This window comes from Serratia sp. CY29653, assembly GCF_052169255.1.
Lineage (GTDB): Bacteria > Pseudomonadota > Gammaproteobacteria > Enterobacterales > Enterobacteriaceae > Serratia > Serratia sarumanii.
The window spans coordinates 131,171-151,610 of the sequence record NZ_JBJNLC010000001.1; the positions used below are offsets into that span (position 1 = coordinate 131,171).

Consider the following 20,440-nt stretch of genomic DNA (forward strand, 5'->3'; position numbering starts at 1 on the left):
GAATTAAACCGTACGTCCTTTCAGCAGCTTCCTCACCCACATCCGATTTGGATTCAACGCCGCCAGCAGGAGCGCATCGCCCGGCAACGGTTCGCCGAACAGCTGCGCCGCCAGAATTTCCGCCGCCAGCGGCGCCGAGCACAGCCCGCGCGATCCCAACCCGCCGATAGCGAACAGGCCGGGATAGACCGGCGCATCGGCGACGGTTTCGCCGCGCTGGTTTCGCCGCTGCAAATCCTGATACTGCGTCACCGTGGCCTGATAGTCCGGCAGCGCGCCGACCATCGGCAGATGATCGCGGGTGGCGCTGCGCACGCCGCAGCGCGCCTGATGAGCGCTGACGTCCACCTGCTGCGGCCAGGCCTGCTCCGGCAGGCAGCGCAGCAGGCGCTCGCGGTTCTCTTGTTGCTCCTGCTCGCGGTAGTCGGTGGCGGTGTCGCCGCGCTGGTAGCTGGCGCCGATGCAGTGCTGGCCGTTGTTGGCGTTGACCGGCGTCAGGTAGCCGTCGTAGCACAACACCTGCTTCAGTTGACCGAGGGCCGGCGAGGTTGGGATGTGCGACACCTGCCCGCGCACCGCATACAGCGGCAGGGCTTGCGTCGGCGCCAGCTCGGCCAACCGGTGGCCGTTGGCCAGGATCACCGTCGCATGGCGGCGGCTTTCGCCGTGGGCGAAATCGATGCGCCAGCCGTTTTCTTCACGCGCCAACGCCTGCACATCGTGCCGGTAGCAGCAGACCAGACCCTGTCGCTGCGCCAGCGCGATAGCGCCGCGCGTCAGCTCGGCCGGGCAGAGCCAGCCGCCCTGCGGGTAGGTGATGCCGCCAAAGCCGGTATCGACGCCGCACAGTTCGCTGAGCGTCTCGCGGTCGGCTGCCGCCGCCAGCGCTGGCGGCCAGTCTGTTTTCAGCATATTGGCGATCTTGGCGCCGCTCTTTTCGTCGTAGGCCAGCTGGCTGACGCCGCACCACTGGTGATCAAAGGCGACGCCTTGTTGCAACAGGGCGTCGTATTGGCGGCGGGCGAAAGGAAACGCGGCGCTGAAGAAACTCTCCAGCGCGTCGCCGCTGCCGTTCAGCAGAGGATAAATCGCCCCCTGACGGTTGCCGGATGCGCCCTCGGCCGGCTGCTCGTCGGCGCAGTACAGCGTGACGGTGGCGCCGCGTCGCAATAGGGCCAACGCGGTGAGCGCGCTGGCGACGCCGCCGCCGATCAGAGCGATGTCGACGGTGTTGTTCGCCGCCGGACGCCGATACCAGGGCGCCGGGTGGGGTGTGGGCTGCGCATCGGCCGGCAGACTGCCGGCGAGCATCTCACGCTTTTGGCCGAAGCCTTTGCAACGGTTGACCTGAAAACCGGCCTGTTGCAAGCCGCGGCGCACGAAGCCGGCGGCGGTAAAGGTGGCGAAGCTGCCTTCCGGCCGGGCGAAACGCGCCATGGCGGCGAACAGTTGCTCGGTCCACATGTCGGGATTTTTGGCCGGTGCGAAGCCGTCGAGGAACCAGGCGTCGACCTGGTTATTCATGCTGGCGTCGAACTGCGGCAGCAGTTCGTTGACGTCGCCGAACCACAGATCGAGCGTAATGCGGCCTTCGGCCAACAGCAGGCGATGGCAGCCCGGCAGCGGCAGCGGCCATTGGGCGCGCAGCTCATCGGCATAGGGAGCCAGCTCCGGCCAGCGCGCATGCGCCGCCGCCAGATCGGCCTGCTGCAGGGGGAATTTCTCGAAGCTGATAAAGTGCAGGCGTTGCAGCGCGGCGTCCGGCTCGGCCTGGCGGAAACCCGCGAAGGCCTGCCACAGCGTAAGGAAATTGAGCCCGGTGCCGAAGCCGGTTTCCGCCACCACCAGCAGCGGGCGCGGGTGAGTGGCGAAACGCTGCGGCAGCCGGTTGCCGTGCAGAAAGACATAGCGGGTTTCTTCCAGCCCATCCTGATTGGAAAAATAGACGTCATCAAACTGTTTCGAAACAGGTGTACCCTGTTCGTTCCAGGTTAGCGTTGCGGTTTGGATGGGGGCGTGGTTCACGGTCAATAGCTCGAAATTCAAGGGATGCCGCGAATTCTAACGGCGCTGGCGCCCTGGCGCAAACTGGACAACAATAAAGCTGAAAAACGCTGATCGGACTTGTTCGGCTTACATCTGTACGCTAAAGTGCGATGCAAAATCCCGTAGGTAAATAGTGGAAGAGGTATTGAATGAAACGTGCAGTGATTACTGGCCTGGGAGTTGTCTCCAGCATTGGTAATAACCAGCAGGAGGTCCTGGCGAGCCTGCAGGAAGGACGTTCTGGGATCACTTTCTCCCAGGAGCTGAAAGATTCCGGCATGCGTAGTCACGTATGGGGGCAAGTTAAGCTCGACACAACCGGCCTGATCGACCGCAAGGCGGTGCGTTTCATGAGCGATGCTTCCATCTATGCTTTCCTGGCGATGCAAGAAGCGATCGCTTCTTCCGGCCTGAAGGAAGAAGAGTATCAAAACAACCCGCGCGTGGGCCTGATCGCCGGTTCCGGCGGCGGTTCTCCGCGCTTCCAGGTGTTCGGCGCCGATGCGATGCGCAGCCCGCGCGGCCTGAAAGCGGTTGGCCCGTACGTGGTCACCAAAGCCATGGCTTCCGGCGTTTCCGCCTGCCTGGCGACGCCGTTCAAAATCCACGGCGTGAACTACTCCATCAGCTCCGCTTGCGCGACCTCCGCACACTGCATCGGTAACGCGGTTGAGCAAATCCAACTGGGCAAACAGGACATCGTGTTCGCCGGCGGCGGCGAAGAGCTGTGCTGGGAAATGGCCTGCGAGTTCGACGCGATGGGCGCGCTGTCCACCAAGTACAACGACACGCCGGAAAAAGCCTCCCGTACTTACGACGCCGATCGTGACGGTTTCGTCATCGCCGGCGGCGGCGGTATGGTGGTGGTTGAAGAACTGGAACACGCGCTGGCGCGCGGTGCGCACATCTACGCGGAAATCGTTGGCTACGGCGCAACGTCTGACGGCGCCGACATGGTAGCGCCATCGGGCGAAGGCGCGGTGCGCTGCATGAAGATGGCGATGCAGGATCTGGATGCGCCGATCGACTACATCAACGTGCACGGCACCTCCACGCCGGTGGGCGACGTGAAAGAGCTGGGCGCGATTCGCGAAGTGTTCGGCGACAATACCCCGGCTATCTCCTCCACCAAGGCGATGACCGGTCACTCGCTGGGCGCCGCAGGCGTGCAGGAAGCGATCTACAGCCTGCTGATGCTGGAGCACGGCTTTATCGCGCCGAGCATCAACATCGACACTCTGGATGAGCAGGCGGCCGGCATGAACATCGTGACTCAGCCGACTCAGCGCGAGCTGACCACCGTGATGTCCAACAGCTTCGGCTTCGGCGGCACCAACGCCACCCTGGTGATGCGCAAACTGGCGAAATAATCCCGCCTGAGTCTCACCTCGCTATCAAGCCCGCGTTTTCGCGGGCTTTTTACTGGCCGAAGCCCGCCGGCCGGGCGTTCGGAGTTTTCCCAAATCACATCCCCTGACACATCATTACCTCGCCATTACACGCGTTGGGCATACAATAGCCGGGTAGCGTGATTATCGCTCGGCGTAGTTTTCCAAAGTGATCGAACATTGAGGCACGAAGTATGAAAAAGTTAATTGCGGTTGGGTTACTGTCGGCCGTGTTGGCCGGATGCGCCACCGATTCTCCCTGCGTGCCGGTCTACGATGACCAGGGGCGCCTGGTGCACACCAACACCTGCATGAAGGGCACCACTCAGGATAACTGGGAAACCGCGGGTGCGATCGCCGGCGGCGCGGCGGCGGTTGCCGGCCTGACTCTCGGCATCATCGCGCTGACCAAGTGATCGGCGCAGCGCCTGCGGGCGCATGCAACCAGCCCGGCCATCGCGCGCCGGGCTTTTTTATTTCACTGCACCAAAAACGCCTTGAACTGCGGCGTCATCACGGCGCTGAAACCGTCGTCGGTTTTGCTGATCAGGTAGACCGCCAGCCCTTTCTCTTCGGCAAGTTTCAACGCTTTCTCCGTGCCCAGCACCATCAGGCCGGTATCCCAGCCGTCGGCCTCGAGCGCGGTGGGGGCGATCACCGTGGCGGAAACCAGGCGGTGGTTGATCGGCCTGCCGGTGGTCGGATCGATGACATGGGAGTAGCGCTGGCCGTTTTGTTCGAAGTAGTTGCGGTAGCTGCCGGCGGTGCTGATGCCGTAACCGTGCAGATCCACCAGCGCCTGCACCGCATTTTCACGGTCGGTCGGCTTTTGGATTGCCACCCGCCAGGGTTTGCCCTGGCCGTTGACGCCGCGTGAAGAGACCGCGCCGCCGACCGACACCAGGTAGTTGGTAATGCCGTTGCGGTTCATCAGGCGCACCAGTTCATCGGCGCCGTAGCCTTCGCCCAGCGTCGAGAGATCGACATACATATCCGGCAGATCTTTTTGCAGCCACTCCCCGCGATTGTCGCTGATCAGCTTCAGGTACTGCAGGCCGGTGCGCTGCTTCGCCGCGTCGATCTGCGCCTGTTCCGGCACTTTGACCGGGTGCTTGTCGGGGCCGAACCCCCACAGGTTCACCAGTGGGCCGACGGTGATGTCCATGGCGCCGCCGGTATCGCGGCCGATGCGCTGGGCCATCAGCACGATGTCTGCCATGCCACGCGGGATCGGCTGCGGTTCGAGGCCGGCGCTGCGGTTAAATTGCGACAGCACCGAGTCGGCGCGGTAGGTGGAGATATCGTCGTTGGCCCGTTCGAGCACCGCGTCGATCTGCCGCTGCAGTTCTTGCTTGCCGATCGCGACGTCACCGCTGACTTTAACGCTGTAGAAGGTGCCCATGGTCTTGCCGTCGATATCGATTTGCGGGCGGGAGGCGGCATCGTCGCAGGCGGCGAGCAGGGCGCATAAGGCGCTGAGCAACGCCCCTTTGGCGAACAGGGAAGCCATAACATGTCCTTTGAAAACGAGAAAGCCGCTACAAATAAAGTAAAGCGCGGCAAATGGAAAGCGGATAAAGGTAAAATAGCATTTTGCTGGCGTAGATGCCGCGCCTGAGCTAACGTCTCGCTCATGCTTTTCGCTGAGGTTTCAAGCTGCCACCATGAGTTCAACCGCCATTTCCCGGCTTATCCACCCCTTTGTCAAAGACCGTTTCCTGCACGTGCTGTTGCTGGCCGGCGCAGCGATGTTCGCCTTTGATCCGCAGCCGCTGGCGGCGCTGGGCGGTTTCATCGACGTCCGCACCCTCATTACTCTGCTGGGGCTGATGCTGCTGACCAAAGGCGTCGAGGTCAGCGGCTACTTCGACTTCGTTGGCCGCAAGATTATCAACCGGTTGCACAGCGAACGGCGGCTGGCGCTGTTCCTGGTGTTTTCCGCCGCGCTGCTGTCGTCGTTTCTGACCAACGACGTGGCGCTGTTTATCGTCATTCCGCTCACCATCACGCTGAAAAAGCTGTCGGCGCTGCCGGTTGGCCGTTTGATCATCTTTCAGGCGCTGGCGGTGAACGCCGGTTCGCTGCTGACGCCGATCGGCAACCCGCAAAATATCCTGCTGTGGAGCCGCTCCGGCCTTTCTTTCCTCGGCTTCATCGGCCAGATGGCGCCGTTTGGCGCCGCGATGATGCTGAGCCTGCTGGCGTTGACCTGGTTCAGCTTCCCGGCGCGCGACATCGTGAAAACGCCGAATACCGAGGGTTACCCCTATCAACGGCCGCTGTTGCTGAGCTGCGTGGGGCTGTATGCGATCTTCCTGCTGTGCCTGGATATCGGCCTGCCGCTGTATGGGTTGCTGGCGGTGTTCGCCGGCTTTTTGTTGCTGGCGCGCCGGGTGCTGTTGCAGATCGACTGGAGCCTGATTTTCGTGTTCGCCGCCATGTTTATCGATGTTGGCCTGTTTACCCGCCTGCCGCCGCTTCAGCCGGCGTTTGCCGCCATCGCCGGGCTGAGCGACGGTGGGGTGTATGCGTTGGGCGTTGGGCTGTCGCAGATCGTCAGCAACGTGCCGGCCACCATTTTGCTGCTCAACTATGCGCCCTCCAGCACGCAACTGGCCTATGCGGTCAATGCCGGCGGCTTCGGGTTGGCGATCGGATCGCTCGCCAACCTGATTGCGCTGCGCATGGCGGGGGAGCGCAAGATCTGGTTGCGCTTCCACTATTACTCGCTGCCGCTGCTGGCGTGGGCCGCGCTGGTCGGCTGGCTATTGAGCTAACTCTGATTACCGCTCTGCCGGGCGGCCAGCAGGCAAATGCTGCGGGTCACCTGGTAGGATTTCACGAAGGCGCTGACGGGTAAAAACTCGAAGCGCGAGTGGAAGTTATGCGCGCCGGTGAAGTAATTGGGCGTCAGGATGCCGCGGCTCGAGAGCGCCGCGCCGTCGGTGCCGCCGCGCATCGGGATCACCTTCGGCGGGATGCCGTGGGCGGCAAGGGCGCCGAAGATCAGATCGATGGCGCGCCGATCTTCGCCGATGGCGTTGCTGATGTTGCTGTAGATGTCGCTGATGCTGCAGCTGACGTTGGCGCGCGGATAGCCGGCCGCCACCTGACGCACCGTCTCCTCAAGGCGGGCTTTGCGCGCCTCGAACGCCGCGCTATCGAAGTCGCGAATCGACACCTTCAGCGTCGCCTGATTGGCATTGGCGGCCAGATCGGTGAACCAGAAATAGCCCTCGCGCCCGTCGGTGTGTTCCGGGGTATCCTGCACGTCGAAGCGGTTGATGATGTCGTTGGCGATACGTATCGGGTTGATTAACACGTTTTTCGCCGACATCGGGTGCGCGGTCACCCCCTCGATGCGGATTTCCGCCGCCGCCGCGTTGAAATTCTCGTAAACCACTTCACCCAGTTCGCAGCAGTCGATGGTGTAGGCGAAATCGACGGGGAAACGCTGCAGATCCAGCGCCTTGGCGCCGCGCAGGCCGATCTCTTCATCCGGCACGAACGCCACCACGATATCGCCGTGGCGATCGGCGGCGGCCAGGTTGGCCAGCAGCGTCATCACCACGGTGACCGCCGCCTTGTTGTCGGCGCCCAGCACGCTGGTGCCGTCGCTGAACAGGATCTCTTCGTTGCGGTAGGGCAGGATCTCCGGGTGTTCGGCGACCCGCAGCCAGATGTCTTGCTCGGCGTTCAGGCATACATCTTCGCCGATGAAGCGCAGGCGCTGCGGGCGAATCTCGGGCGACAGGCCGACGTCCACGGTGTCGATATGGGTGATGAAGCCGATGCGCGGCGCGCCGGGCTGGGTGCCGGGCTTGCGGGCGGTGACGGTGGCGTGGTCGTCTATCTGCACGTCGGCCAGGCCGAGCCGGCGCAGCTCTTCCGCCAGCAGCTGCGCCATTTCATGCTGCCCCGGCGTGCTGGGCAGGGCGGTTGCGGCGGCGTTGCTCTGGCTGGTGACCGCCAGGTAGCGGAAGAAACGTTCGGTAAGCTGTTCGGCAATCGGGCTGGTCATCGGAACTCCTCGCGGTTGGCAATCTACCGGTTTTAAAACGAAATCAGCCGTTTGTCCAACGGTGCAATGCGTAAACCGCCAGAATGCGAAGCATCGCGCAGAAACGAAAAATAGCGGTGCAACTAGGAAATAGTCGCAGGTTTCTGCGGCAAAATCGGTGTTAGCTGTGGGCCGGGAAGCGCCTACATAACACTTATCTGTCCCTCAAGGAGAATTCATGCACACCGGTCACGCTCTGCTTATCACCTTACTGTCCCTGGGCCTCTCTCACAGCGCCTGGGCCTCTGCCGATGCCGGCCATGCCAACAGCAACGCCAACAGCCGCGAAGTGGCCAGCGCGTTGGGTGGCCTGAAAAATAAAACCTATGAACTAGAACAGGCGCCGAAGATCCGCGTCGCCAGCTTCAATATCGCCGCCGGCAAGGTCAGCGACATGACCGCCATCGCCAAGGCAATTCGCGCGATGAACGTCGACGTGGTGGCGCTGCAAGAGGTGGATAAACTCACCGCCCGCAGCGGCCGGGTCGATCAGGCGGCGGAGCTGGCGAAGCTGACCGGCATGCAGGCGGTGTTTGGCCGGGCGATCGATTACGACGGCGGCGAATATGGCCTGGCGTTTCTCTCGAAGTATCCGCTGCACGATGCCGTGATCTATCCGCTGCCGTCCGGCCAGCGCGAACAGCGCATCGCCTTCAGCGCCAAGGTCGACGTGCCGGAGTTCCCGGCGCCGATCACCCTGTTCAACGCCCACCTCGATACCAAGGAAGATCCGACGATGCGCCTGGATCAGGTGCGGGAGCTGAACGATCGCGCCATCGAAGTACGCGGTATCAAGCTGCTGTTCGGCGATATGAACGATGTGCCGGGCAGCGTGACCTGGCTGGAGCTGAGCCGCTATTGGAACGACATCATGCCTGACGGGCAGGACGGCCGCAGTTGGCCGGCGGAAAACGCCGAGATCAAGGTGGATTACATCTTCACCGGTAACGCGCAGCGCTGGCATCTGGACAGCCTGACGGTGCCGAACGCCAGCGGCGACTGGAACGGCGTGCATTGGCCGGCGGTGAGCGACCACCTGCCGCTGGTGGCGGAGATGCGCCTGACCGAGCAATAAACGGGGGGCATTCCATTGGGGCCGCGCTAAGCCACGGCGATCCGTGCCAGCCGCTCGACGGCGGTGCGGATCTCGCCCGGCGTCAGGGCCGAAAAGCCCAGCAGCCAGCCGTCGCGCTGCGCCTGCGCCGTCTGGTATTGCGCCTTCAGCCCGGGCGTGAGGATGCCGAGCCGCCGCGCCTGTCGGCTGAGCGCCGCCTCCTGGCCGGGCGGCAGCCAGACGCTGAGCTGCAGGCCGCCGGTGGCGGGAGCGGGCGTGGCGAAGTGGCCGAGTTTTTCGCGTACTTCCGCCAGCAACACATCGCGCCGGCTGCGGTAGAGCTGGCGCATGTAGCGGATATGCGCGGCGAAGTGCCCCTGGTGGATGAATTCGGCGGTGACCGCCTGCATCAGCTGCGCGCTGTGGCCGTCATACACCGTACGCGCGGTGACGAACGCTTCAACCAGCGCGGGCGGGGCGATCAGATACGCCAACCGCAGTGAAGGGAACAGCGACTTGGAGAAGGTGCCGAGGTACAGCACCCGGCCACGGCGATCCAGGCCCTGCATCGCCGGTATCGGCAGGCCGTCGTAATGAAACTCGCTGTCGTAATCGTCCTCGATGATCCAGGCCTGTTGCCGCTCTGCCAGCGCCAGCAACGCCAATCGGCGCGCCAGGCTGAGCGCGGCGCCGGTAGGGTATTGGTGCGAGGGGGTCAGATAAATCAAACGTGGGTCCGGCAAGGAGGATTCAGCACGCAGGCCGTCGCCGTCCACCGCGACCGGCGTCAGGGCGGCGCCGGCGCTGATAAAGGCGTTTCTTGCCCCGGTGTAACCCGGCTCTTCCATCCAGACGCTGTCGCCGCTGTCCAGCAGCAACGTGGCGATCAGCTGCAGCGCCTGCTGCGAACTGGTCAGCACGATGATCTGCCGCGCATCGCAGACCACGCCGCGCGTTTGGTTGACGTGGGCGGCAATCGCCTCACGCAGCGGTAAATAGCCCTGCGGGTCGCCGTAGCGCAGCAGGCTTTCTCCCTGTAGCCGCAGGCGCTGTGCGGTCAGCTGCTTCCACAAGGCCAGCGGAAACGCGCGCAGGTCCGGTGAACCGGCGGCGAACGCCTGTGGCTGCTGCGGATCGCGGCAGCCGCCGGTTTGCACGATCTGTTGGCCGCGCTGCGAAAGGCGCGGCATGCCGGAGCCGGCTGCCGGCGGCGGCGATTTGGCGATGGTAATCGCCACAAAGGTGCCCTGGCCGACGCGGCGCTGCAGATATCCCTCCGCCTCCAACTGACCGTAGGCCGCTTCGACGGTTACTCGCGAGAGGCTCAGATCGCTGGCCAGCACCCGGCTGGAAGGCAGGCGTTGCCCAACGTTCAATGCCCCTTGATGGATGGCCTGCCGCAGTGCGCCGCACAGGCGATCGCGCAGCGTGCCGGCGGTGTGGGGCGATTGCTGAAACAGCGTGACCAGCGAGTGCCGCATAATTGGTCTTATGATTTATGGAAAATTGGTATCAATCATAAGACCAAAATGAGGCACTATTGTCATCTGTCTTGATGCACGGGAGTGAGTGGTATGTCGAAAGAATCATTGGTGCTGGCTTTTCCACCGGCGGCGCCGGAAGAGAGCCTGGCTTACCTGGCGGCCAAGCTGAGCCGCTATGCGGATGCCTGGGACGTGGCGGAAGATCTGCGCAACGGCGTGGACGGGATAGTAGTGATCGACACCCGCGCAGAGGCGCTGTACGCCGCCGGGCATATCCCCGGGGCGATCAGCTTGCCGCATCGCCTGATGGATGAAGCCGGCACGGCGCAGCTGGATCGCCAAAAGGTGTATGTGACCTACTGCGACGGCATCGGCTGCAACGGTTCCACCAAAGGCGCCTACAAGCTGGCGAAGCTGGGATTCAGGGTGAAGGAGCTGATCGGCGGGCTGGATTTCTGGCTGCGCGACGGCCATCCGTTGGCCACCGGCGAACAGCCGGGATCGCTGCGCGATCGGGCGGCGGCTGAGGACTGCGGCTGCGCCTGAGGCGTTAAAACACCAGCGCCAGTACGATCGCCAGCGCCACCAGCAGCAGGATCAGCGCCGCGGCAGGCTTGCTGAGCGCTTTTTGCAGCGGCAGCGGCAGGGCGGCGATCAGCGGGTTGAGCAGCGGCTGCGGCTCTACGGGCTGGCTGACGATCGGCTGCGCCTGGCCGGCCTTCTCCAGGCGGCGGGCAAACAGCTGATGAATGGCGTCACTCATTTGCGGATGCGTCAGCGGCGCATTGGCGCCGCAGTTGAAGCGCGTTTGGCAGTAGTCGTTCATCTGCTGCAGCTCTTGCTCGTCCGCCGGCTGCTTGAGTGCCGCCAGCAGATTGTTCAGCGTCGGCGCGCTCTGCGGGCTGAGGGCCACCTTCACCTGCAAAAACTGGTTCAGCAGCTGGAAGTGGCGCGCCGGCAGCGGATCGTTGGTTTTCACGCCCGCCAGATCAAACAGCGTTTGCCAGATTTTAGCCGGCGCTTCACCGGTGGCCGCGCTAAGTTTGGTGACCTGCTGCTGCAGGCTTTGATGCTCTGCGGGCAGCAGCGGGCGATCGCTGGTGGCGGTTTGCTGCGGCTGGGGAATGGCCAGGCCGCCGGTTTGCAACAGATTCAGCACCTGCTGCAGCTGTGGTGGGCTCAGCTGGCTCAGTACCGTGTGGCCGAACTGCTGGCGAATAAAGTCGCTGACCGCCTGGCGATTGTTGCCCTGCGGCAGCAATTCGGCCAGCTGTTGCAACAGCTGGCGCCCGGCATGGTTTTGCTGCGCCTGCGTCAGGCGCGTTTGCAGCAGCTGTTCCGCCGGTTGAAAATGACGCGCCAGCAGTTCACCGCCGTTATCGGCGCCGAGATCGTGACGCAGAGTCGCCCAGATCTCCGCCGGCTTTGCCGGGCTGAGCGTCATGATTTTCACGATCAGCTTTTCCAGCGTCGTGCGCTGCGCCGGAGAGAGGGGTTGATCGTCAGTGGCCGCCGTTTTGCCCGGGGAGGGAGGGCGTTCGCCGGCGATTGGGGTGCCCGGCCCACTCAAAGGTTGCATATCACCAGTCCTTCGCTGTGTATCCCCGCAGAATGCCTGGAGGAGAGAATCATCATCGTACCCGGCGAAAAGCGCAGGCTTACCCACTATGATACCTGTAAATCGCCGCCATCAATACCGCCGCTCAGACATTTCTTTACCGACAAAACGTTGCTAATCGCGCCCGCGCCGCTAAGATAGCCCCAGACCCGAACGTGAGGATGGCATGGTTAAACGGCAGCGGATTGCAAAATGGTTTTTATGCCTGGCTTGCCTGGTGGTGCTGACGTGCATGACCCAGCGCATGGCGGGCCTGCATGCGCTGCAGCAAACGCTGGGGATCCCGGCGGCCACTGCCGTTCAGTCCGGTGATACCGCCGCCGAAGCGCAGCCGACGCCCTGTGAGCTGAGCGCCAAGTCATTGCTGGCCGCGCCGCCGGTGATGTTCGAAACCGTGCTGTTCGGGCTGGGTCTGCTGCTGGCGCTGTTGGCGCCGACCATCGCCGCGCGCCTGCGCATTCCTCCTCCCCGCGCCATTTCACCCCCCACCCTCAGGGTGCACCTTCGATTATGCGTCTTCCGTGAATGAGTTAATCGCCCGTTTTTCGCGGTGATTTAATCATTTATGGAGAATTAACATGTTGAAAATTATCAGGCTGGCCTGCGCTTGCCTGTTTATGCTGTGGCTACCTGCCTTGCAGGCGGCAGACAGCGGCTGGCTGCAAAATCCGGCCAACGATCATGCCAAGGTGCGGCTGCGCGCCGACACGTCACAGCCGGGGGAGACCCGCCTGCTGCTGTCGGTCGAGCTGCAAAAGGGCTGGAAAACCTACTGGCGTTCCCCTGGCGAAGGCGGCATCGCGCCGGCTATCGTCTGGCAGGGCAACCCGCCGCCGGCGACCTGGCACTGGCCGACGCCGCAGCGTTTCGAAGTGGCCGGCATTTCCACCCAGGGCTATCACGATCGGGTCACGCTGCCGATCGTGATGTCAGGCCCGGTATCCGGCCCGCTGGCGGGCACCCTGACGCTGTCCACCTGCAGCAACGTCTGCATTCTGACCGACTACCCGTTCAGTCTGGATCTGACGACGCCGAACGATCCGCAGTTTAACCACGACTTCGCGCAGGCGATGGGGCAGGTGCCGATCGCCGCCGGGGTAGCGGAGAGCGTCAAGGCCGGTTACCGCAACGGCGAGCTGCAGATTGCCGCCGAACGCGCCGCTGGCTGGCAGCAGCCCGCGCTGTTTTTCGATACGCTGGCGGATGCCGATCTCGGCAAGCCGCAGGTCGAGACCGACGGCGCTCAGCTGTTGGCGCGAGTGCCGGTCAGCGACGGTTGGGGCGATGCGGCGCCGGATCTGCGCGGCAAAACGCTGACGCTGGTGATCGACGACGGCGGCATGGCGCAGCAGATTACGCTGCCGATTGGCGATCCGTTGGCCGCGCCCGTCGGTGCGGCGTTCCCGCTGTGGCAGGCGGTATTGATGGCGCTGGCGGGCGGGTTAATCCTCAACCTGATGCCGTGCGTGCTGCCGGTGCTGGGCATCAAGCTCGGCTCCATCCTGCAGGTGGAGCATCGCGATCGGCGCAGCGTGCGTTTGCAGTTCCTGGCGTCGTCGCTGGGTATCGTCGCCTCGTTTATGGCGCTGGCCCTGTTGATGACGCTGCTGCGGCTCGGCAACCATGCGCTCGGCTGGGGCATTCAGTTCCAGAATCCGTGGTTTATCGGTTTTATGGTGCTGGTGACGCTGCTGTTCAGCGCCAACCTGTTTGGCCTGTTCCACCTGCGCCTCTCGTCCGATCTGAATACGTCGCTGGCCACCCATAACGGGCAGGGGCTGAGCGGCCATTTCTGGCAGGGCGCGTTCGCCACGCTGTTGGCGACGCCGTGCTCGGCGCCGTTTCTCGGCACGGCGGTGGCCTTCGCGCTGGCGGCGTCGCTGCCGGTGTTGTGGGGCATGTTCATCGCGCTCGGCATCGGCATGAGCCTGCCGTGGCTGCTGATCGCCGCCTGGCCGTCGCTGGCGCTGCGCTTGCCGCGCCCCGGCCGCTGGATGAATACCGTCAAGCTGGCGATGGGGCTGCTGATGCTGGCGTCGTCGCTGTGGCTGCTGAGCCTGTTGAGCAACCATATCGGCGTGCAGGCCACGCTGTGGCTGGGGGCGTTGGCGCTGCTGGCGTTGCTGCTGGCGGTGTGGCGTCAACAGGGCGCACGGTTGGCGGCCAAGCTGGCGGCCGGCACGTTAGTGCTGGCGGGCGTGGCCTTGCTGGCCGGATCGCTGACCGCCGGCCTGTGGCGCCAGCCGTTGCAGGATCGGGTGCAGTGGCAACCGCTGAGCGAACAGGCGATTACCGAAGCGCTGGCCCAGCATAAGCGGGTGTTCGTCGACGTGACCGCCGACTGGTGCGTGACCTGTAAAGCCAACAAATTCAATGTGCTGTTGCGCGATGACGTGCAGCGCGCGCTGAGCGCCGACGACGTGGTTGCGCTGCGCGGCGACTGGAGCCGCCCGTCGGCCGACATCAGCGCCTTCCTGCAAAAGCGCGGCAGCGTCGCCGTGCCTTTCAACCAAATCTATGGCCCCGGCAGCCCGGAGGGCGAGGTGTTATCCCCGCTGTTGACCCGTGACGCCGTGCTGCAAACCCTTTCCCATGCCAAAGGAACCGAACAATGAAAAAGCTACTGATTTTACTGATGATCATCGCCGCCCCGGTGTGGGCCGCCGAGCCTTTCACTCCGGCACAAGAGGCGCGTATCAAAGAGATGATCCGCGAAACGCTGGTGTCCAACCCGGACATTCTGGCGCAGGCGGTGGACGCCTGGCAGCAGCAAACCGCCGGCCAGCAGATCAGCCAGGCTATCAAGCAGAACGCCAAAACGCTGTATCAGGATCCGGCCAGCCCGCGCCTCGGCGCCGCCAACCCCAAACTGACGCTGGTGACCTTTACCGACTATAACTGCCCGTACTGCAAGCGTTTCGATCCGATGCTGGAGAAGATCGTCAAGCAATACCCGGACGTGGCGCTGGTGGTGAAACTGCTGCCGTTCAAGGGCGAAAGCTCGGTCAGTTCGGCGCGCGTGGCGCTCACCACCTGGCAACAGCACCCGGATCAATTCTGGGCCCTGCACCAGCGGCTGATGGCGAAAAAGGGCTTCCACGACAACGCCAGCATCGCCGCCGCGCAAGAGAAAACCGGCGTCAAGGCGGTGGCGCCCAGCGTACAGAGCATGACCACGCTGCGCACCAACATGGAATTGGCGGAGCAACTGGGCGTGCAGGGGACGCCGGCGACGCTGATCGGCGATCGGATGCTGCCGGGGGCGGTATCCTATGAAGAGCTGGAAGCGATGGTGAAACAGCAGCTGGCGAAGGCCAACAATGGCTAAGCTCAAGCGCTGGGGGCGCGAGTTGCTGCTGCTGGCGCTGATCGCGCTGGCGGTGGTGACGGTGATGGATTGGCTGAACGCGCCGCAGGCGCCGCCGGCCTTCGATGCCCAGACCCTGACCACGCTGGATGGCGAGAGTGTGTCGTTGGCGCAGCTCAGCCATGAGCGGCCGCTGCTGGTTTACTTCTGGGCCAGCTGGTGCGGCGTCTGCCGTTTCACCACGCCGGACGTCGCCCGTTTGCAGGCGGCGGGCGGCAACGTGCTGACCGTCGCGCTGCGCTCGGGCGACGATGCCCAGGTGAAACAATGGCTGGCGCGCAAACGGCTGGCGCTGCCGGTGGTCAACGATCCGGCCGGTACGCTCTCGGCGCAGTGGCAGATTGGCGTGACGCCGACCTTCGTGGTGGTCTCACAGGGCAAGGTGGTGCAGAGCACCACCGGCTGGACCAGCTACTGGGGGATGAAGCTGCGGCTGTGGTGGGCCGCCGTCTAACCGGCGTTTTTCTCCGTTATCACCTCCTCAATCGCCCGGCATAGCCGGGCGATACCTTCTTCAATCTGCGGCGGCGAGTTGGCGGCGAAATTCAGCCGCAGGCCGTGCGCGCCCAAATGTTCCTGCGCATAAAAGCATTCGCCGCGCGCGAAGGTCACGCCGTATCGCCAGGCGACCGGCATCAGCTCGGCGGTGGTCACCGACGCCGGCAGCGTCAGCCAGATAAACAAGCCTCCCTGCGGCGTTTCAAAGCGGCATCCCGACGGCAGCCGCCGTTGCAAGGCGTCAATCATCACCTCCAGATGGCGGCGGTAGACGCGCCCGGCGCGCCGCAGCTGCTTGTCGTAACGGCCGACGGTGACGAAAGCGTCCAGCGCCCGCTGGATCAGGCTGGAACTGGTGAAGCTGTCGACGTGCTTCAGCCTTGCGAAGCGCTGATAGTGTTCGCTGTCCGCCACCAGATAGCCGATGCGCATGCTGGGCAGCAGCATTTTGGAGAAGGTGCTGACATAGATCACCGCGCCCGGCTGCGCCAGCGCGCGCAGCGACGGCAGCTGTTTGCCCTGATAACGCAGATCGCCGACGAAGTCGTCTTCCAGGATCACCACGCCGGCCTGTTGAGCGATCGCCAGCAGGCGTCGCCGACGCGCCTCGCTCAGGCAGCGGCCGGTCGGGTTGTGGAAATTGGGGATGGTGTAGATCAGTTTGGGGCGGTGGCGTTCTAACAATTCCGGCAGCAAATCCACCCGCATGCCGTGTCGGTCGCCCGGTACGGTGACGATATTGACGCGGTGCTGGCGCAGCAGGCCCAGCGCTTCGGTGTAGGTCGGCTCTTCGACGATCGCCGTATCGCCCGGCGCCAGCAGGCTTTGCACCACCAGGCTGATGGCGTGCTGCGAGCCGTTGGTGATCAGCACCTGTTCCGCCTGCGTGGGGATGCCCTGTGCGCTGAGAATGCGGCTCAGCGTATCGCGCAGCGGGTAGTAGCCGCAGTATTCGCCGTAGCTGAAGGCCTCTTCCGCGTGGCGGCTGAGCACCGACAGCAGCACTTTGCGAAACGCCTCCAGCGGAAACACCTTAGGGCTGCCGACGCCGGCGGCGAAGTTGATCAGCCCCTCCGGCAGCGGGGCGTCGGCGTAGCCGTCCAGCCGCGAGGTGAGGGTGGTGAAGCTTTCCAGCGGGAAAGGGGCATCGCTGCTCGGCCGGGCCGGGCGTGCCTGCATCTGCGGATGCGCGACATAGGCGCCGCTGCCGCGCCGCTGATGCAAAAAGCCCTTGGCCGCCAGTTCGGCGTAGGCGTTATCCACCGTTAAACGGCTGACCGCCAGTTCGGCCGCCAGCGTGCGCGTCGAGGGCAGTTTGTCGCCATCGACAAACACGCCGGTGAGGATGGCGCGCCGCAGCGCTTCTTCGATCTGTAAATAGAGCGGAACGTCCTGCTCGCGATCCAACGGGATATGCATGGGAAATTGGCCCGGTTATGGAGAGAGGTTTTTACTATACCCCATGTCAACAGGGCTTCAAGCGCAGAAAAGTGGCCTGCATGACAACGCCGCAAAGTGGCTATAGTGAGAAAAAATGGCCGCGTTACACTGTGCGCCTGAGCATTTATGTCGCCATTTTTCCGAGGATCTCATGTCATTACCGTCAGGCGTTTCCGCCCGGCCGGCGCTGCCCGGCGCGCGTCTTTTTCAGGGCAGCAGCCAGGGTTACGCCATCGCCATTATCAGCGCGATGCTGCTGGCCTTTACCGCCATCATCATCCGCGCGCTGACCGAGTACTATCACCTGCCGACCTTCGTGCTGGCGTTCTGGCGCGCGGCGCTGGTGGCGCTGGTGCTGTTGCCGCTGCTGTTGCTGGTGAAACCGCAGTGGGCGCGCCTGCGCCGTAAACAGGTGGCTTTCTACGCGCTTTACGGGCTGTTGCTGGCGCTGTTCAACAGCCTGTGGACGCTGTCGGTGGCGCTGAACGGCGCATCGGTGGCGACCATTCTGACCTACTGTTCGGTGGGTTTTACCGTGTTCCTCGGCTGGGTGATGTACAGCGAACGCCTGACGCTGCGCCAATTGCTGGTGATCGCCATCAGCCTGGGCGGCTGCTTCCTGGTCAGCAACGGCGACAGTATGGGGAACAGCCACTTCGATCTGCTGGGGCTGCTGGTGGGGATGTTGTCGGGCATCGGCTATACCCTGTATACCCTCGGCGGGCGGGTGGCCAGCGAACGCGGCTATCCGGTGTGGAACACCATCCTGTACGTGTTCGGTTTTTCGGCGCTGTACCAGCTGGTGTTCAACGCGGCGCTGACGGCGTTCCCGCTGGCGGCGTTCCACGGCATGGCCGGCTCTCTGTGGTTCCTGTCGCACGGCGCGCAGGGCATTCAATGGAGCGGCTGGCTGTTGCTGCTGGCGTTGGCCGCCGGGCCGACGCTGCTGGGCTTCGGGCTGTACAATATCAGCCTGAAAACGCTGCCGCTGGCGGTGGCCAACCTGATCCTGTCGCTGGAGCTGGTGTTCACCGCGGTGATCGCCTATTTCCTGCTGGGGGAGAGCATGAATCAGCTGCAGCTGCTGGGCAGCGCGCTGGTGATGGGCGGGGTGCTGCTGTTGAAAAGCAAGACCGCCGAGGCGTGATCGGCTACCATTACGCCTCGCAAGAGAGGCCGTAATGATGAATAACCCGAGATTGAAACGAGCGCTTATCGCTTGAATGGCCGTGTTGAGTGAACGACAACACGGCCACAGACATTCCGTTCCGTGGCTTTTATTCCCGTAACCAGAGAATACGCCATGTCCGAAAAACACTGGTCCAACACCGAGCTGCTGCATCAGACGGTGACCAACCCGAATATTATCGTCAAAGGCACCCACAGCTACTACAGCGACTGTTGGGATAACGGCTTCGAACGCTCGGTAGTGCGCTATCTGCACGGCGACGCGGTCAGCCGGCAATGGCAGCCGCTGGGCGACATAGACCGCCTGCTGATCGGCGATTACGTGTGCATCGCGGCCGAAGCGGTGATCCTGATGGGCGGCAACCATACCCATCGCATCGACTGGCTGAGCCTGTATCCGTTTATGGCAACCATCAAGCAGGCGTACCGCCCCAAAGGCGATACCCGGCTGGGCGACGGTTGCTGGATCGGCATGCGGGCGATGCTGATGCCGGGAATCTCGATAGGTGAGGGGGCGATCGTCGCCGCCGGCAGCGTGGTGGCCGGCGATGTTGAGCCTTATGCCATCGTCGGCGGTAATCCGGCGAGGTTTATCCGTTGGCGGTTCGCGCCGGAAGTCATCGCGCGGTTGCTTGCCTTGCGCCTCTATGACTTGTCGGAGGCGGACTTTACGGTGATTCAGCCCCTGCTCGCCGATGACGATATCGATGCGTTGGAAAGGGGAATTGCGGCCTTGCGCCGTTAAACGCAACGGGCGGGGATTCCCCGCCCGTTTCACGTTACTCGGCCTTGGCCTCGATCGCCGATTGGCGGCGTTTGCGCATCAGGCGCAGCAGCGGCGGCAGCGCCAGTACCGCGACCGCCAGCACCAGCAGCGTTTGCGCGATGCTGCTGCTCCACAGGATGCCGAACTCGCCGTTGCTGATCGACAGCGCGCGACGCAGATTCTGCTCCAGCATCTCACCCAGCACGAAGCCCAGAATCAGCGGCGACATCGGGAAGTGCATTTTCCGCAGGATGTAGCCGAACACGCCCAACCCGACCATCAGCAGCAGGTCGAAGGTGGTGCTGTGCACCGCATAAACCCCCACCGCCGAAACCGCGGCGATCGCCGGCACCAGGAACCACAGCGGGATGGTCAGCATGCGGGTGAACAGGCCGACCAGCGGCAGGTTCATGATCAGCAAAATGACGTTGGCGATCAGCAGCGCCGCGATCAGCCCCCAGACGATATCCGGCTGTTCGGTGAACATCGCCGGGCCGGGGGTGATGTTGTACAGCGTCAGCGCGCCCATCATCACCGCCGTGGTGCCGGAACCCGGCACCCCCAGCGTCAGCATCGGAATGAACGAACCGCAGGCAGAGGCGTTGTTGGCCGCTTCCGGCGCCGCTACGCCGCGGATGTCGCCCTTGCCGAAGGTGTCGCTGTTGCCGCTGATTTTCTTCTCGGTCATGTAGGTCAGCGCGCTGGCGATAGTGGCGCCGGCGCCCGGCAGAATGCCGACGAAGAAGCCGATCACCGACGAGCGCAGGGTAGGGCCTGCGCACTGCGCCGCCTCTTTGCGGTTGAACAGCAACCGGCCGGTTTTACGCACCAGCTTTTGTCCGGCGCTGGTGCTTTCCAGCATCAGCAGGATTTCGCTGACCGAGAACAGGCCGATCACCACCACGATAAACTGCACGCCGTCGGAGAGGTGCACGCTGTCGAAGGTAAAGCGGTAAACGCCGGTATTGGCGTCGACGCCCACCGTCGCCAGCCCCAGGCCGATCAGCGCCGCCAGCAGCGATTTCAGCGGGTTCTGGCTCATCATGCTGCCGAGGCAGGCGATGGCGAACACCATCAGGGCGAAATACTCCGCAGGGCCGAAGGCCAGCGACCAGCGGGCCAGCAGCGGCGCGAACAGGATGATGCCGCCGATGGCGATCATCGAGCCAACGAACGAGCTGACCGCCGAGATGGACAGCGCCACGCCGGCGCGCCCCTGCTGCGCCATCGGGTAGCCGTCCAGCGCGGTCATGATCGCCGCCGCGTCGCCCGGCACGTTGAGCAGAATCGACGAGATGCGCCCGCCGTATTCGCAGCCGATATACACCGTCGCCAGCAGGATCAGCGCCGATTCGGCCGGCAGCTTGAGGGCAAACGCCAGCGGCAGCAGGATCGCCACGCCGTTGATCGGCCCGAGGCCCGGCAGCAGGCCGACGATGGTGCCGACGAAGCAGCCGATCAGGGCGATAATCAGGTTCTGCGGCACCAGCGCCACTTCGAACCCTTGGGTCAAATACATCCAGGTATCCAT

Annotated in this window: 18 protein-coding genes; 11 read left to right on the forward strand and 7 right to left on the reverse strand. The window is 63.7% G+C overall.

All coding sequences use genetic code 11. The features are described 5' to 3' along the window. Positions 1-3: 3 nt before the first annotated feature. Positions 4-2,025 (reverse strand): bifunctional tRNA (5-methylaminomethyl-2-thiouridine)(34)-methyltransferase MnmD/FAD-dependent 5-carboxymethylaminomethyl-2-thiouridine(34) oxidoreductase MnmC, encoded by a 2,022-nt coding sequence (gene mnmC, locus ACJ8HN_RS00665; RefSeq protein WP_442522934.1) that lies wholly within the window; start codon positions 2,023-2,025, stop codon positions 4-6. Positions 2,026-2,195: 170 nt separating this feature from the next. Between mnmC and fabB the strand changes: the two genes are divergently transcribed. Continuing rightward, positions 2,196-3,416 carry a beta-ketoacyl-ACP synthase I gene (gene fabB, locus ACJ8HN_RS00670; RefSeq protein WP_041036107.1) on the forward strand — a complete coding sequence of 407 codons (1,221 nt, stop codon included), beginning with the start codon at positions 2,196-2,198 and terminating at the stop codon, positions 3,414-3,416. A gap of 212 nt (positions 3,417-3,628) precedes the next feature. Beyond that, positions 3,629-3,850 (forward strand): hypothetical protein, encoded by a 222-nt coding sequence (locus tag ACJ8HN_RS00675; RefSeq protein WP_004936201.1) that lies wholly within the window; start codon positions 3,629-3,631, stop codon positions 3,848-3,850. Positions 3,851-3,912: 62 nt separating this feature from the next. Here the strand turns inward: ACJ8HN_RS00675 and apbE are convergent, their stop codons facing one another. Next, positions 3,913-4,944 carry an FAD:protein FMN transferase ApbE gene (gene apbE, locus ACJ8HN_RS00680; protein WP_060430718.1) on the reverse strand — a complete coding sequence of 344 codons (1,032 nt, stop codon included), beginning with the start codon at positions 4,942-4,944 and terminating at the stop codon, positions 3,913-3,915. 154 nt (positions 4,945-5,098) lie between these two features. Here apbE and ACJ8HN_RS00685 point away from each other — a divergent pair, with 154 nt between their 5' ends. Continuing rightward, positions 5,099-6,211: an SLC13 family permease gene (locus ACJ8HN_RS00685; RefSeq protein ID WP_033648079.1), complete on the forward strand. Its 1,113-nt coding sequence runs from the start codon at positions 5,099-5,101 to the stop codon at positions 6,209-6,211. Here the strand turns inward: ACJ8HN_RS00685 and pepT are convergent. After that, on the reverse strand, positions 6,208-7,455 hold the full coding sequence (gene pepT, locus ACJ8HN_RS00690) for a peptidase T (RefSeq protein ID WP_086580234.1): 1,248 nt from the start codon (positions 7,453-7,455) through the stop codon (positions 6,208-6,210). The two genes, ACJ8HN_RS00685 and pepT, sit on opposite strands and share 4 nt — an antisense overlap. A gap of 217 nt (positions 7,456-7,672) precedes the next feature. Between pepT and ACJ8HN_RS00695 the strand changes: the two genes are divergently transcribed. After that, positions 7,673-8,569 carry an endonuclease/exonuclease/phosphatase family protein gene (locus ACJ8HN_RS00695; RefSeq protein WP_060438447.1) on the forward strand — a complete coding sequence of 299 codons (897 nt, stop codon included), beginning with the start codon at positions 7,673-7,675 and terminating at the stop codon, positions 8,567-8,569. 26 nt (positions 8,570-8,595) lie between these two features. Here ACJ8HN_RS00695 and pdxR (ACJ8HN_RS00700) read toward each other — a convergent pair whose 3' ends face one another. After that, positions 8,596-10,029: a MocR-like pyridoxine biosynthesis transcription factor PdxR gene (gene pdxR, locus ACJ8HN_RS00700; protein ID WP_333504969.1), complete on the reverse strand. Its 1,434-nt coding sequence runs from the start codon at positions 10,027-10,029 to the stop codon at positions 8,596-8,598. Positions 10,030-10,122: 93 nt separating this feature from the next. Here pdxR (ACJ8HN_RS00700) and ACJ8HN_RS00705 point away from each other — a divergent pair, with 93 nt between their 5' ends. Beyond that, positions 10,123-10,578: a rhodanese-like domain-containing protein gene (locus tag ACJ8HN_RS00705; RefSeq protein WP_047571161.1), complete on the forward strand. Its 456-nt coding sequence runs from the start codon at positions 10,123-10,125 to the stop codon at positions 10,576-10,578. 4 nt (positions 10,579-10,582) lie between these two features. Here ACJ8HN_RS00705 and flk read toward each other — a convergent pair whose 3' ends face one another. Then, positions 10,583-11,611: a flagella biosynthesis regulator Flk gene (flk, locus tag ACJ8HN_RS00710; protein WP_039564954.1), complete on the reverse strand. Its 1,029-nt coding sequence runs from the start codon at positions 11,609-11,611 to the stop codon at positions 10,583-10,585. A 205-nt stretch (positions 11,612-11,816) separates the two neighbouring features. Here flk and ACJ8HN_RS00715 point away from each other — a divergent pair, with 205 nt between their 5' ends. From ACJ8HN_RS00715 to ACJ8HN_RS00730, 4 genes are read left to right on the forward strand one after another with little or no spacing between them, the layout of a single operon-like run. Next, the gene (locus tag ACJ8HN_RS00715) at positions 11,817-12,179 is read left to right on the forward strand and encodes a hypothetical protein (protein WP_033635372.1); all 363 of its coding nucleotides are present in this window, start codon (positions 11,817-11,819) and stop codon (positions 12,177-12,179) included. A gap of 49 nt (positions 12,180-12,228) precedes the next feature. Further along, the gene (locus tag ACJ8HN_RS00720) at positions 12,229-14,265 is read left to right on the forward strand and encodes a protein-disulfide reductase DsbD family protein (RefSeq protein WP_164050016.1); all 2,037 of its coding nucleotides are present in this window, start codon (positions 12,229-12,231) and stop codon (positions 14,263-14,265) included. Continuing rightward, positions 14,262-14,978 (forward strand): DsbA family protein, encoded by a 717-nt coding sequence (locus ACJ8HN_RS00725; protein ID WP_164105203.1) that lies wholly within the window; start codon positions 14,262-14,264, stop codon positions 14,976-14,978. The genes ACJ8HN_RS00720 and ACJ8HN_RS00725 overlap by 4 nt, the downstream gene beginning before the upstream one ends. After that, entirely contained in the window at positions 14,971-15,471 is a 501-nt protein-coding gene (locus tag ACJ8HN_RS00730) for a protein disulfide oxidoreductase (RefSeq protein WP_039564960.1), read from the forward strand. Before ACJ8HN_RS00725 ends, ACJ8HN_RS00730 begins: the two co-directional genes overlap by 8 nt. Here ACJ8HN_RS00730 and pdxR (ACJ8HN_RS00735) read toward each other — a convergent pair. Continuing rightward, positions 15,468-16,934: a MocR-like pyridoxine biosynthesis transcription factor PdxR gene (gene pdxR, locus ACJ8HN_RS00735; RefSeq protein WP_442522935.1), complete on the reverse strand. Its 1,467-nt coding sequence runs from the start codon at positions 16,932-16,934 to the stop codon at positions 15,468-15,470. The two genes, ACJ8HN_RS00730 and pdxR (ACJ8HN_RS00735), sit on opposite strands and share 4 nt — an antisense overlap. Positions 16,935-17,106: 172 nt before the next feature. Between pdxR (ACJ8HN_RS00735) and ACJ8HN_RS00740 the strand changes: the two genes are divergently transcribed. Together ACJ8HN_RS00740 and ACJ8HN_RS00745 are read left to right on the forward strand one after the other, a co-directional pair. After that, positions 17,107-18,102: a DMT family transporter gene (locus ACJ8HN_RS00740; protein ID WP_048321839.1), complete on the forward strand. Its 996-nt coding sequence runs from the start codon at positions 17,107-17,109 to the stop codon at positions 18,100-18,102. A gap of 156 nt (positions 18,103-18,258) precedes the next feature. After that, a complete protein-coding gene (locus tag ACJ8HN_RS00745; RefSeq protein WP_060445752.1) occupies positions 18,259-18,888 on the forward strand; it encodes a CatB-related O-acetyltransferase in 630 nt (209 codons plus the stop codon). Between the two features lie 34 nt (positions 18,889-18,922). Here ACJ8HN_RS00745 and ACJ8HN_RS00750 read toward each other — a convergent pair whose 3' ends face one another. Further along, on the reverse strand, positions 18,923-20,440 hold the full coding sequence (locus ACJ8HN_RS00750) for a tripartite tricarboxylate transporter permease (protein WP_033648067.1): 1,518 nt from the start codon (positions 20,438-20,440) through the stop codon (positions 18,923-18,925).